This is a genomic window from Candidatus Thermoplasmatota archaeon, from assembly GCA_018814355.1.
In the GTDB taxonomy this organism is placed as follows: Archaea; Thermoplasmatota; Thermoplasmata; order UBA10834; family UBA10834; genus COMBO-56-21.
Genome location: JAHIZT010000052.1, coordinates 40,537 through 53,534, shown reverse-complemented (window position 1 = coordinate 53,534; position 12,998 = coordinate 40,537). Strand labels below are relative to the sequence as shown.

Annotated in this window: 9 protein-coding genes; 5 read left to right on the top strand and 4 right to left on the bottom strand. The window is 56.9% G+C overall.

The window, feature by feature from the left end; genetic code table 11:
* Positions 1-200: 200 nt before the first annotated feature.
* From KJ653_03625 to KJ653_03615, 3 genes are all read left to right on the top strand, one after another.
* Positions 201-1,415, top strand: a complete 1,215-nt coding sequence (locus KJ653_03625; GenBank protein MBU0684924.1) for a saccharopine dehydrogenase NADP-binding domain-containing protein — start codon at positions 201-203, stop codon at positions 1,413-1,415.
* A gap of 185 nt (positions 1,416-1,600) precedes the next feature.
* Complete coding sequence (locus KJ653_03620) at positions 1,601-2,809, top strand: saccharopine dehydrogenase NADP-binding domain-containing protein (protein ID MBU0684923.1); 1,209 nt, start codon at positions 1,601-1,603, stop codon at positions 2,807-2,809.
* 129 nt (positions 2,810-2,938) lie between these two features.
* Complete coding sequence (locus KJ653_03615) at positions 2,939-4,165, top strand: MFS transporter (GenBank protein ID MBU0684922.1); 1,227 nt, start codon at positions 2,939-2,941, stop codon at positions 4,163-4,165.
* A 124-nt stretch (positions 4,166-4,289) separates the two neighbouring features.
* Here the strand turns inward: KJ653_03615 and ppsA are convergent, their stop codons facing one another.
* Complete coding sequence (gene ppsA, locus KJ653_03610) at positions 4,290-6,725, bottom strand: phosphoenolpyruvate synthase (GenBank protein ID MBU0684921.1); 2,436 nt, start codon at positions 6,723-6,725, stop codon at positions 4,290-4,292.
* A gap of 367 nt (positions 6,726-7,092) precedes the next feature.
* Here ppsA and KJ653_03605 point away from each other — a divergent pair, with 367 nt between their 5' ends.
* Positions 7,093-8,193 carry a glycosyltransferase family 4 protein gene (locus KJ653_03605; GenBank protein MBU0684920.1) on the top strand — a complete coding sequence of 367 codons (1,101 nt, stop codon included), beginning with the start codon at positions 7,093-7,095 and terminating at the stop codon, positions 8,191-8,193.
* Here the strand turns inward: KJ653_03605 and KJ653_03600 are convergent.
* Positions 8,181-9,623 (bottom strand): M20/M25/M40 family metallo-hydrolase, encoded by a 1,443-nt coding sequence (locus KJ653_03600; GenBank protein ID MBU0684919.1) that lies wholly within the window; start codon positions 9,621-9,623, stop codon positions 8,181-8,183. The genes KJ653_03605 and KJ653_03600 overlap by 13 nt on opposite strands.
* Before the next feature lie 92 nt (positions 9,624-9,715).
* On the opposite strand from KJ653_03600, the gene KJ653_03595 reads away from it, so the two are divergent.
* Entirely contained in the window at positions 9,716-10,336 is a 621-nt protein-coding gene (locus tag KJ653_03595) for a MarC family protein (protein MBU0684918.1), read from the top strand.
* Positions 10,337-10,377: 41 nt separating this feature from the next.
* On the opposite strand, the gene KJ653_03590 is transcribed toward KJ653_03595, so the two are convergent.
* Together KJ653_03590 and KJ653_03585 are read right to left on the bottom strand one after the other, a co-directional pair.
* On the bottom strand, positions 10,378-11,301 hold the full coding sequence (locus tag KJ653_03590; GenBank protein ID MBU0684917.1) for a DMT family transporter: 924 nt from the start codon (positions 11,299-11,301) through the stop codon (positions 10,378-10,380).
* A 41-nt stretch (positions 11,302-11,342) separates the two neighbouring features.
* A complete protein-coding gene (locus KJ653_03585) occupies positions 11,343-12,998 on the bottom strand; it encodes a PAS domain-containing protein (GenBank protein ID MBU0684916.1) in 1,656 nt (551 codons plus the stop codon).

Genomic DNA, 12,998 nt, shown 5'->3' with positions numbered 1-12,998 from the left:
GATGCCGCCCCTCAGATACCGTCACGGTATCAGCAGCCTACTCCCACAGGAAGGCTTCACAGACATCTTATCCGCCCCGTCATTGCTGACGACTTGCCCGTAGGAGCTACGAGAGTGGATTGTCTGAGGAGATACATATATCTGGTGACGCTCCAATTCCTCCCTCCAATTAATTGGAGGGTCTCCTTGGAGACGATTTTATGAAGACTATGATGCTAGGAGTCGGAGCGGTGGGCTCTGTGACCGCAGAGATTCTCGCGCACTCCGAGGAGTTCGACAAGGTAGTGATCGCGGACGTGAACCTCGAGCGCGCTAAGCGGACAGAGAAGAGAATCTCGAGCGACAAGGTTACCGTGGCGAAGGTAGACGCGTCCGACGTGGACGGCATGGCCAAGGCGTTCAAAGGCTTTGACCTGATCCTGAACGGCGTCATACCGCGGTTCAACATGAACATCATGAACGCATGCCTGAAAGCGCACGCCAGCTACGCCGATATGGCGTGGGACGTTGCGCTGGACGAAACGAAAGCGGGACAGGTCATTAGGGAGACCCCCGCCTGGAAGCAGCTGAAGATGGATCCGGAGTTCAAGAAGGCGGGTCTGACCGGGATGATGGGACTGGGCTGCGACCCAGGTTTGTCCAACCTGTTCGCGAGGATGGCGGCTGACAGGCTCGACAGGGTGAAGGAGATACTCGTCCGAGACGGCGACAACGGCATGGTCCAGGGCCATAAGTTCGCTCCTCTCTGGTCGCCCGAGACCCTGATCGAAGAGGTCCTCATGCCTGCGACCATATACAAGGATGGCAGCTACAGGAAACTACCCCCGTTCAGCGGGAAGGAGCTCTTCGAGTTCCCTGCCCCAGTCGGAAGCCTCCCAATCTACAACGTCGACCATGAGGAATCCGAAACGCTCCCGACGTTCATCGGCGAGGTCCTGGGCAAGGGCTGCGACTACTGCGACTTCAAAATAGCACTCGACGATGCATACGTCGAGGCGATCCAGATGATAGGAATGCTCGGCCTCTCGAACCCCGGCAAGATCGACGTGAAGGGCGCGAAGGTCTCTCCGAGGGATGTCGTCGCTGCATGTCTACCCGACCCCTCCACCCTCGGTGAGAGGGCCACGGGCGACTGCGCCATCGGCACGGTTACGAAAGGGATCAAAGACGGACAGGATGTCAGCTACCACATCTGGGTCCAGCTGAACCACGAGAACACTTTCAAGAAGTACGGCCACAGCGCGACTGCTTACTCGGTCGGCGTGCCCCTAGCGATTGCGGCGACCCTGTTTGCGCAGGGAAAGATCTCTCAGAAGGGCGTCATACCACCGGAGATGCTGAACCCGGAGCCCTGGCTGCCTCTGCTTAAGAAGTACGGCATGCCCGTCCACACCATAGAACAGAGGCGCTACTGAGCCGCGCTACCAAGGCTAGTGTCAAGTGCCTACGAGAGACTTCGAGCCCAGTTGCCCGGACATCGTTCAGCCCACGATTTCAGCTAGACGCTGGTCTCGAAGGGCGCGAGAGGTTTATCTAGGCGCTAGGCATTGGACGGTGGGGGAGCTGGGCATATGCCGGTTTCTCGTAGGCATGTGAAATAATGAAGGCTATGGTTCTTGGAGTGGGAGCGATTGGATCAGTGACCGCTGAAGTCCTCGCCAAATCCGATGAGTTCGACAAGGTGATACTTGGCGCACGCAACCCGGAGAAGGGCAAGAGGCTTCAGAAGAAGATATCGAACGACAAGGTTTCAGTTCAGAAGATTGACGCGTCCGACGTAACGAGCATGGCGAAGGCGTTCAAAGGTCTGGACATCGTGCTGGACGTGGTGATACCAAGGTACTGCGGTGCCGTCATGGACGCCTGCGAGAAGGCGAAGGTTCACTACGCGAACACGGCCTGGGACATCGCATTGGACAAGACCAAGGCCGGCGGAATAATCAAGCCGTCACCACCGTCATTCATGTATCTCAAGAAGGACAAAGCCTGGAAGAAACTGGGCCTGACAGGAATGCTGGGCATCGGGTGCGACCCCGGCCTCTCGAACATGTTTGCGAGGATGGCCGCTGACAGGATGGACAAGGTCAAGAAGATCCTGATCAGGGATGGGGACAACGGCTATGTCGAAGGCTATGATTTCGCGCCCCTCTGGTCCCCTGAGACGCTAATTGAAGAGGTCCTCATGCCTGCGACCTACTACGCAGACGGGCATTACAGGAAATACGGCTCGTTCGAGAACAAGGAGATCTTCGATTTCCCGGACGGCGTCGGCAAGATACCGATATACAATGTGGACCACGAGGAGGCCGAGACCCTGCCGACATACATCGGCGAGGTCCTGGGCAAAGGGTGCGACTATTGCGACTTCAAGATCGCCCTCGGGGACGAGTATGTCGACGCGATAGAGATGATCGGTAAGCTCGGCCTGTCGAACCCAAACAAGATCGATGTGAAGGGGGCCAAGGTTGCACCGAGGGATGTGGTCAACGCCGTGCTCCCAGACCCATCTCAGTTGGGCCACCTGTCAAAGGGCCAGTGTGCCATAGGAGCTGTCACGACGGGTGTAAAGGACGGCAAGGAAGTCGGGTACTACATCTGGACCTCACTCGACCACAAGAAGATCTGGGACAAGTACAAGAACAGCGCCACCGCTTGGTCTGTAGGCGTTCCGCTCGCGATAGCTGCGATCCTGTTCGCACAGGGCAAGATCAAACAGAAAGGTGTGTTCCCGCCGGAGATGCTCGACCCAGCACCGTTCGTGAAGATGCTCCCGAAGTACGGCATGAACTGCCTCGAGAAGAAGCTCTGATCAAACTACAACCGGAGCGGAGCGGTTCGTCCCTCCCTCCGAGATCATTGATTTTTTCGTAGGCGAATTCCTGAATCGAACAGGCGCCCACAGCATCAGTTTATAGACCATTTCACATACGGGGCCACGATGGCAGCAGGGGACGACCGCATCAGGAAATACTTTCTCTTCAAAGCGGTCACGTCATTCTCACTCTGGATCCCCTTCTGGACCCTCTGGGCGAACAAGTACTTGGATAGCCTCTTTCTGCTCACGATCGTCGATGCGGTTTTCTGGTCGACGATGATCTGCTTTCAGCTGCCTGCGGGACTGCTGGGAGACAAGTACGGCCGGAAGCTGATGCTGTTCATTGGCGAGGTGATGTTCGCCGCCGGAGTCCTGGCCTTTGGATTGAGCACGGAGTTCTGGCAGTTCCTGGCATCGAACATCCTGTGGGCCATCGGAGTCTGCTTCATTGTCAGCGGCGACACACCGTTCCTTTACGACACGCTCCTGGAGCTGAAGCGGTCTGGCGAGTTCATAGGGGTGATGGCTAAGTCATGGGCGGTCATGGCAGTAATGTCCGCGTTGGCGTGCGTGACCGGCGGAGTCATCGTTCAGTACATTCTGCCGGACAGGCTCGACCTCACCCTGATCATAAGCGCGTTCGTGGGTCTCACGGGTTCCTTCACCGTTTTGCTTCTGAGGGAGCCCAAGGTGGACCGGACCAAGTTCGGTTCGTTCAAAATCCAGCTGACCGTCGGATGGAACCACGTGAAGACATCGAGGGCCATCATCGTTCTGATCGCGTTCCAGATCATCGTCGAGATCGCTTTGTACGTCATGGCCATCTTCAGATCGGTCTACATGAACGATGACCTGAACCTGAACTACTTCTACATCGGCCTGTTCATCGGTGCGTTCACAATCGTCGGAGGCATCGTGGCTACCCAGGCAGGCAAGATCGAGCGGAGGCTGGGCGAGAAGAGCTCATTGCTGTTCATCCTCCTGTCAATCGTCGGCTCGTTCGGGATCGTGTTCCTCGTGAAGTCCCCAGCAGCCATCGTCATACAGTTCATGATCTACTCCGTCTCGATCCTAGTCGGACCCATCACGAACGGTTACATCAACCAAAGGGTGGACTCGCAGCACCGGTCCACAGTCGTTTCAATCGGCACGCTGCTCTTCACGATGGTGCTGGCCCCGGTCGAGATCGGATTCGGGTTCTTGGCCACCGCTTGGGGCACAAGGGAGAGCCTCTTGATCCTTGCCATATCTATCCTGCCCATAGGGTTCTACCTTTTGACAGTCTGGAACAAGGAAGTCGACATCTCCAGGAAGAAGACCAAGAAACTTCGGGCTCTGAAACAGTTCTGATGAGATGGCCCTCCCCAGCAATCGCCAAGAAAAAGTAGGGGGAGAACAGAATTGGGAAAACGGCGTCTAGGCTAATAAACGTTATCAAAATTGATACTGCTAGCGGGCGGGAAGAGAATCAATGTTACTGGCCCAATGATTTTTCCTTCTCGGCCACGAGCAGCCTGGTCTTTATGACGCTGTCCGGATTGAGGGAGATGCTGTCTATGCCGCATTCGACCAGGAACTCAGCGAAATCAGGGAAGTCGGACGGCGCCTGACCGCATATCCCTATCTTCCTGCCCGTCTTCTTGACGCGCTCTATGACGTTCTGTATCATGTGCTTGACCGCAGGGTTCCTCTCGTTGTACAGATGGGACACCAGCTCCGAGTCCCTGTCGAGACCTAGCATCAGCTGAGTGAGGTCGTTCGAGCCGATCGAGAAGCCGTCGAAGACCTCTGCGAACTGCTCCGCAAGGACGACATTGCTCGGTATCTCGGCCATCATGTAGACCTCCAGTCCGTTCTCCCCCTGCTTGAGCCCGAATTCGTTCATCGTGTGTATGACCTTCTTACCTTCCTCAGGGGTCCTGCAAAACGGGACCATGACCTTCACATTGGTCAGTCCCTTCTTGTCCCTGACATGCTTTAGCGCGATGCACTCGAGCTTGAAGGCCTCCTTGAAAGGACCTGCGTAGTATCTCGAAGCACCTCTCCAACCGATCATCGGGTTCTCCTCTTTAGGTTCGTACAGTGTTCCGCCGAGCAGGCTTGCGTACTCGTTGGTCTTGAAATCCGACAGCCTCACGATGACGTCTCTCGGGTGGAATGTCGCGGCGATCTTGCCTATGCCCCACGCGAGCATCTCGACGAAGAAATCCTCCTTGTTCTCGTACCCGTGTGTCCTCTCCTCGATCTGGTCGACGACCCTGGCAATATCAGGGTCCGTCTCCGCCTTCTTCCTGAGCTTGTCGAACTCTATTAGTGCCAACGGGTGGATGCCGATATGGGATGCGATGATGAACTCCAGCCTCGCCAAACCGACGCCGTCGCATGGTATCTGGCCCTGAGTGAACACGTGCTCAGGCACTCCGACGTTCATCATGATCTTGGTGCGAGTTTTCGGGAGGTTCGCTAGGTCGGTCTTGTCGATCCTGAACTTCAGGAGGCCTTGGTAGATTACTCCCTGGCCTTCGGAGGTGTCGATCGTGACCTGCTGACCGGTCTTGAGCGCTCTTGTGCCATTGCCCGTCCCCACGATGCAGGGTATGCCGAGCTCCCTCGACACGATCGCAGCGTGGCACGTCCTGCCTCCTCGGTCAGTGACGATAGCCGATGCGATTCTCATGATAGGCTCCCAGTCCGGGTCGGTCTTGTCCGTTACCAGCACTTCGCCCTTCTTGAACTCTGAGATCTCGTAGGCACTCTCGAGAACCTTCACGACGCCCATGCCGATCTTGCTCCCGACGGCCTCGCCGCGCGCGAGCACCTCGCTCTTCGATTCGAGCACATAAGTCTCCAGCACGTTCTGCGACTTGACCGCATGGAACGTCTCTGGTCTGGCCTGGACGATGTACAGTTCCCCGGTGATTCCGTCCTTGGCCCACTCGATGTCCATGGCTTTCTTGTAGTGATTCTCTATGATGCAAGCCCACTTGGCAAGAGTGACGATCTCATCGTCCGCGAGAATGAACCTCTGTCTGTCGGCCTCGGACACCTCAGCATCGGCCATGCCAGGACCCTTCGAGGCGTAAACGAGCTTCTGATGCTTGCTGCCGAGTTTCTTCTCGACGATCGGGTCCTCGAACTTTCCAATAGCGGACTTGAGAACATAGAACTGGTCCGGGTTTACAGCGCCCTGGACTATCATCTCACCAAGGCCCCACGAACCCGTGATGTAGACTACGCCGTCGAAGCCGCTCTCGGTGTCGAGCGTGAACATCACGCCCGAGCAAGCCAAGTCGCTCCTGACCATGCGCTGCACCCCTACCGAGAGCGCGTTCCCGATGTGTCCGAAGCCCTTGTGGACGCGGTATGCGATCGCTCTGTCGGTGAACAAAGATGCGAAGCATTGTTTGATCGCCTTGAGCACTGCGGTCTCTCCACGGACATTGAGGATCGTCTCGTGCTGGCCCGCAAAGGATGCTCCCTCGAGGTCCTCGGAGGTCGCGCTCGAGCGTATGGCGACGCTTGGGTTGGGCATGTTCAGCTTCCGCCCGAGCTCCCAGTATCCGTACTCTATCTCCCTCCTGAGCTCCTGGGGGAAGTCGGCATCCAGAAACATCTTCCTGATGACCTTGCCCCTCTGAGCCACATCGGACGGGTTGTCAGGGTCAAGCCCCACCAGAGCTGCCTGAATCTTCTCTTCGAGAACGGCAGCGTCTACGAACTCGTGAAAGGCCTTAGTGGTTACGGCAAAACCCTCGGGCACCCTGATGCCCACGGATGTGAGGTGGCGAATCATCTCACCAAGGGAGGCGTTCTTGCCGCCCACCTTCGGGAGGTCCTTGAGACCAATCTCGTCGAACCATAGCAGTTGCTCGTTGGTTCTCTTAGATGAGGTGTTCTCCCCCTTGAGCATACTTCGCCCCAGCCCGGAACAGGTTGATGCTACTTGTTGCTCGTTCGAACGCCGAAGCCCAGGAACTCCCTGCGATTTCCAGCGAGCGGCTAGGAGCAGTTCGAACGATGCCCAAGCGCCATTCACAGCGTCATCTGGGCATGCTGACTGCTCGCAACATGAAGGGGATAAATGTCCCGCGCTTAATAACATTTCTCAGTTACGGTCGGAGGGCTCGAAAACCCTTCGACTGTCTGACCTCGAAATTGGTGTGAATGTCACGTCCAACTCCGTGCAACAATCTCCGAGGAGTCCTTGTCCTCCAGGGAGAAAGGAATTATCACAAGACTGCGTTGCCGCGACCGGAGATGCCGAATTGAAGGTGGCGATGCTGACATACAGCACGAGGCCAAGAGGAGGTGTCGTGCACGCGCTCAAACTCGCGGAGCGCCTGAAGGCTTTCGGAGTCGATGTCACGCTCTTTTCTCTGGCGAGGTCGGACGACCCAAACTCGCTCAAGAAATACTTCCGCGACGTATCCGTCCCGTTCGAGATATTCCCGTACGATTGGAGCCCGGAGCTCATGACGCGGCTAGAACGGATGATCGGATCATACTCGGACAACCTTCCGCGGGACTCGGACATATATCACGCCCAGGACTGTGTTGGAGGCACGTCCCTGGCAAGCATGAAGGCGAAGGGACTGATCTCCGCACCGATCTTCAGGACCATTCATCACATCGACGATTTCGCCGAGCCAAGACTGTTTGAGTTCGAGGAGAGGGCAGTTGCCCACGCAGACCACAGGTTCGTCGTCTCGAACTACTGGAAGGACGCTCTCGCGCGCGACTACGGGTACGAGTCGATTGTAACTTACAACGGAATAGATGCATCCGATTTCAGTGCGACGCGCGCGCGTGAAGCGAAGACCCCGACGATCCTCTTCGTGGGCGGCCTCGAACCCAGGAAAGGTCTCGAGCAGCTCATCCATGCGATGGTGCATGTCGTGGGGAAGATGCCGGGTACTCGTCTGATCTCGGTCGCGAAAACCGGGTTCAGGGGAACGGACGAACAGCGCTGGTTCAAAGAACTGGCGGATCGGTTCGGCATCAGCGACAACATCGAGTTCCACGAGTCTGTGAGCCAGGAGATGCTCCTAGGTTTCTACGCGGGTTGCAGCCTTGTGGTCCTGCCGTCGAAGACTGAAGGCTGGGGTCTTTCATTGATGGAGGGGATGGCCTGCGGCAAGCCGGTCGTCGCCTCGAGGGTCGGGGGCATTCCCGAGCTCGTCCGAGACGGCGTAGACGGCATTCTCGTGGATGCGGGGGACGTGAAGGCGCTGTCTAGAGCGATCATCATGCTCCTGGACGACCCTGTCCTCAGGAAGCGCATGGGCGATGCAGGAATGGAGAGAGTGAAGGAGTTCTCCTGGGACAGCACTGCCAGAGTCGTCCTCGAGGAGTACAGAAAGGCGCTTCAGACAGACTGACCGAACTCGTTCATGAAGTGGACCATGAACTTCTCGATCTCTGCCAACCCCGCGATCTTAGCGTTCCCCTCTACGACCATGTATTCGTTTGGACTGTGCGCGAGGTCGCTGTGTCCCATGCCTCCCATCGTGAACGGGAGCTTCAGAATCCTGTTGAACACGAAGAACGGAACGGACCCTCCGGAGGTCGGCCAAATGGTGGGCTCGCCGCCGAACGCCTTGAACGACCTGATGAACGCCCGGACGACGGGAGCCTTCACGCTCGTCCTGCACCAGTCGTAGCCGGTGTCTATCTCCCTCATCGTGATGTCCTTGTACCCCATCTTGTCAAGGTGCTTCCTAACGAGCGGCATCATCTTGTCCTTCTTCTGGTTCGGCACCACTCTGATGTCGATCTTGCACGTGACCTTGTGCGGCAGGATGGTCTTCGATCCTTTCTCGATCCATCCGCCCCAGATACCGTCGATATTGAGGGTCGTGCCGTAAGTGAACAAGCTCAGCAGCTCGGCCTTCTCCTCATCGGGAATCATGAACCGCTTGACCTTCATCGCGTCCTTCGTCGCCTTCGGATCGAAGGTCTTGGCGGACGCGGCAATCACCTCCTTGTCCTCCTCGGACGGCGGAGCGACATCGTCATAGAATCCGTCGATGAGGATCTTGTTCCCGTTGTCCGAAGTCATCGTCTTGAGCGCGTCAATCATGCGCCAGACGGGACTGTCGACCCAGGCCTTGTTTGCGCTGTGTATCGCGAACTCCTGCGGCCCCCTGCCCCAGTTCTTGCCCGAACACTCAAGCTCGAAATACACAACGCCCTTCACGCCAAGGTAGATGTTCATGGCGCCGTCCGAGTCCTGGGCGAAGTAGGGGAAATAGCACGCGTCAGCTCTCGAGAGCCTCTTCTTGTCCTTCTGCAAATATGACGGAAGGTTCGGGCTCCCGAGCTCCTCCTCGCCCTCGGCCACGAGTATGAGATTGCACGGGGGCCTCCCGACGGCCTTGTCGCTCGCCTCGACCGAGTTGAGGAACGCGGCCAAGGGACCTTTGGTGTTGTCAGAACCCCTGTTGACGATCGCCTTCACCTTCCCGGCAGGGAGCTTCATGTCGACCAGCTTGGCGCCCATGGCGGGATGGTTCCAGCCGGGTTCGTTGTAGGGCATCGTGTCGTACATGAAGTAGCCCATGAGCGTCTTCTCCGACTCTCCCTTGCACTCGCCGTACACGATCGGGTTGCCCTTGGTCTTGACGATCTCGACCTTCTCGCAACCTGCGGCCTCGTACATCTTCGCGACCAGCTCCGCGCACTCCTTGATCCCTATGTCTTGCTGGCTGGAGCTCGGTTGCTTCAGCAGTCTCGTGACGTTCGCGATGTGCCTGCCCTTGTCTTTGTCAATGCGCTCGTATATCCTTTCGAGCGAGGAATCACTAGGCATGTTCTTGCGCGGCAAATGCGACTCAGTGGTAAAGGTGTTTGCGGCCCAGACTTGCGAGAGCGAAACATAGCAGAAATACCGTGCTCGTGCCAATGGCTGTTGAGTTCCTGCTCGTGTTCATTCCGATGTTCATCATCATAGACCCGTTCAGCGTGCTCCCGCTCTTCATAACGCTGACAGGTAGCATGAACAGGACTGCCAGGATGAAGACCCTGAGGTACTCGATTCTGTTCGCGACGTCCCTCCTGATCGTCTTCTCCGTGCTCGGAAAGGCCATCCTCGACTATCTGTCCATCTCAATCGATGCGCTGCGCATAACCGGTGGACTGCTCCTGCTCGTCATAGGTATCAGCATGCTCTACGAGGGCGACCCGCCCAGGTCCAGGCGCAAGGGGGAAGAGGAGGTCGAGGAGAAGCAGCTACCCGAGGACATGGCGTTCGTTCCGCTCGGCACTCCCATGCTGGCCGGACCAGGCGCAATGTCTGTCGTCATCATCCTCTCGGGGACATCAGAAATCCCGCTCGTGATAGCTTCGCTAATCACCGTCATGTTGGTTTCCACGCTTATTCTGGTGCGCGCGGACCTGATTTTCAAGCTCATCGGCAAGGCCGGCACGAGAGCCCTGACCAGGGTCATGGGGCTCTTGGCGTCTGCGTATGCCGTGCAGATGATATTAGACGGCGTCTCGGACTACGCGGGCACGTTAGGCTGATCGCTCGATTTGGGCGTTCGCTCATGCCGGCCAGAAGAGGCCTAGGCGGACTTGACCGGTTCTTTTTCACCGATGCCCGTCCCCGCCACCATGAAAATCGCCAATAGGACGAGAACGCCTCCGAAGGTGGCGGCGACGCTCATGGTCTCTCCGAGAACGCCGATAGACAATGCCAATGCGGTCAGCACCTCAATCAGCATTATGGTCGCTGATGCGGTGGCCGAGACTCCTTCGAGGCCCATTGCCCAGAGCAGGGTCGCGATGGATGTGCAGAACAGGCCCAGATAGATTATCATCAGCCAACCGACCGGCTCTATCGAGAAGTCCGCACCCTTATAGAAGAGGTAGGAGGTCGGCAGCACGAGCCAAAAAGCACATGTTGTGATCGCTGCCGAGCTAATCTCCACGCCGCTGTATTTGCCCAGCATCCGCTTGTTGTACACTATGAAGAACGCCCAGCTCCAGCCGGCCATATAGACCATGATGTCGCCTACGATCTGATTGGGGTCAAACACGAGATCCTTGTTGAGCGTTAGAAAGATCACGCCGACCGTTCCGCACACGATGCCTGCGGTCTGGATCCGGCCCAGACGTTCCTTGAACATGAAGTAGGAGATGATGGCGACAGCGACGACGTTGATGTCCACCAATAAGGCCGTCTTGGATGCCGTGGTACCGTAGCCGGTGTGGTCATTCAGGCCGACGTACTGCAGCACGAACCCTGCCGCATTGAACCCTCCGATCACCCACATCATAGGCTCCTTGAAGATGGACAGCCTCAGCTTGCCCAAGTAGACGACCACGGAGAGCGTGATGGCGCATGCGACCAGGAACCTGAGAAACAGGAAGAAGACGTCGTTGCCCACGAACCCAAGGCCCCACTTCGTCCCCGGGAACGATGTGCCCCATATCAGGCTAGCGAGGACAGTTAGGAATATGGCGTTTTTCTTCTCCCTAGCTACCATCGGGTTCGGAGATTGCTCGGAAGTATTTGAGGTATTAGAATCTACTTGGGGGACTCTTTGACAAGGTCGACGTGGAACACGCTGCCTTTGCCCACCTGGCTCTCGACCCAGATCCTGCCACCGTGCGCCTCGATTATCCCTTTCGCGATTGGCAGTCCAAGACCGAGTCTGTTGACCTGATGGGATAGGTCGTCGCTGGTCACTATGTGGAACCTGTCGAAGATCTTGCCGAGGTTCTCGAGCGGGATGCCAACACCATTGTCCTTGACCCAGATATGCAGCATACGTCCCTCGTCCCTCGCGCTCACCTGGATTCTGCCCCCTTCCTGCGTGTACTTCAATCCGTTGTCGATGAGATTGCTGAAAACGTCCTTGAGTCTCCGCCTATCGGCCATGATGAGCGGCAACTTCCCCTCGATGTCGAGGATGAGAGTCTGATTCTTCACCTCGGCGTCGTTAATCATGGTCCGGACTATCTCTTCCAGGATGGTGTCGATCCTGACGGGTTCGGGGTGTATCATGAGCGAACCCTTTTCGAGTCTGCTGACATCGAGCATGCTCTCGACAAGGCCGTAGAGTTTGTCCGTGTTCGCCTTGATGATCTTGAGCCTCGACCCGAACTTGGGCTCGAGCTTTGCTGAGTACTCGGACTCCACAAGGTCGATGTAACCCCTCATGACGGTGAGCGGGGTTCTTAGCTCGTGCGAGACGACATCGATGAATTGCGTCTTCATCTTGGTCACCCGCTCCAGCTCCTGGTATGTCTGTGTGAGCTTCTCGTACGACCTCTCGAGCTGGTTCTGGAGCCTTATCTTGGATGTGATGTCCATTGCGACGGCTAGGAGCCCCTGGACATCGCCTTTCTCAGTCTTCAGGGGAGTGACCTTCACGTGCAGGTACAGCGCTCTGTCCGAGCGAAGAACGAAGTGAACATCTGCCTTCTCGCCCTCATGTCCTTCTACGCCCTGCATTAGAAGCGCGTCCAGGCCGGACTTCGTAACGACGGGGAGCTCGAACACGCTGGTTCCAATGAGCTCCTGCTCTGAGTCGCTATCGAGCATGGCCAGCATCTGTCGGTTGACCGATTTGAAGATGCCCTTCGGGTCGCAGCTGAAGATTCCAATAGGCGCCAGTGACAAGATACGGTCCGTGTTCTCCTTCGCCTGGCTGAGCTTCGAGTAGATCCGCATGCTGTCGATGACCACCGCGACGGCGTCTGATGACGAGGCCATGAGCTCTTCCGTGGTTTCGCTGACATCGGGGCTCCCTTTCTTGTTCCCGATGGCGACATATCCGAGGAATTCCCCTCTCAGCATGATCGGTGAGAGAAGACCTGTCTCCATATCGGTCGCCTTTGCGAGGTCTTGGGCGACGCTCGGGAAATCAGATTGTGAGCGGAGCTTCAAGATCCTGGGTCCGTTAGCGCCAAAGACCTGCCGTCTGTATTCCTCGTCCACTTTGACGACCGGCAGGCTCTTGGCCTTGTCCCTATCGAATCCGGACAGACCCACGAGCTTCAGAGTGGAATTGTCATTGTCGACCAGGAAAACGGCTGCGTAGTCGGAGTTCGCAATGGACCTGAGCTCGTCTGCGATGATTCTGAAACCTTCCTCCGAACCCTGTAGGTTCTGCATCTTTGCGGAGAGACGATGCAGAGTCTTGAGGATGGGTGATTCGTAGTCATTGGACTGCGACAA

What these genes read in the sequence shown, in the direction of transcription:
- KJ653_03625 (MBU0684924.1), top strand. Translation starts at nt 201, where the DNA reads ATGAAGACTATGATGCTAGGAGTCGGAGCGGTGGGCTCTGTGACCGCA.
- KJ653_03620 (MBU0684923.1), top strand. Translation starts at nt 1,601, where the DNA reads ATGAAGGCTATGGTTCTTGGAGTGGGAGCGATTGGATCAGTGACCGCT.
- KJ653_03615 (MBU0684922.1), top strand. Translation starts at nt 2,939, where the DNA reads ATGGCAGCAGGGGACGACCGCATCAGGAAATACTTTCTCTTCAAAGCG.
- ppsA (MBU0684921.1), bottom strand. Translation starts at nt 6,725, where the DNA reads ATGCTCAAGGGGGAGAACACCTCATCTAAGAGAACCAACGAGCAACTG.
- KJ653_03605 (MBU0684920.1), top strand. Translation starts at nt 7,093, where the DNA reads ATGCTGACATACAGCACGAGGCCAAGAGGAGGTGTCGTGCACGCGCTC.
- KJ653_03600 (MBU0684919.1), bottom strand. Translation starts at nt 9,623, where the DNA reads ATGCCTAGTGATTCCTCGCTCGAAAGGATATACGAGCGCATTGACAAA.
- KJ653_03595 (MBU0684918.1), top strand. Translation starts at nt 9,716, where the DNA reads ATGGCTGTTGAGTTCCTGCTCGTGTTCATTCCGATGTTCATCATCATA.
- KJ653_03590 (MBU0684917.1), bottom strand. Translation starts at nt 11,301, where the DNA reads ATGGTAGCTAGGGAGAAGAAAAACGCCATATTCCTAACTGTCCTCGCT.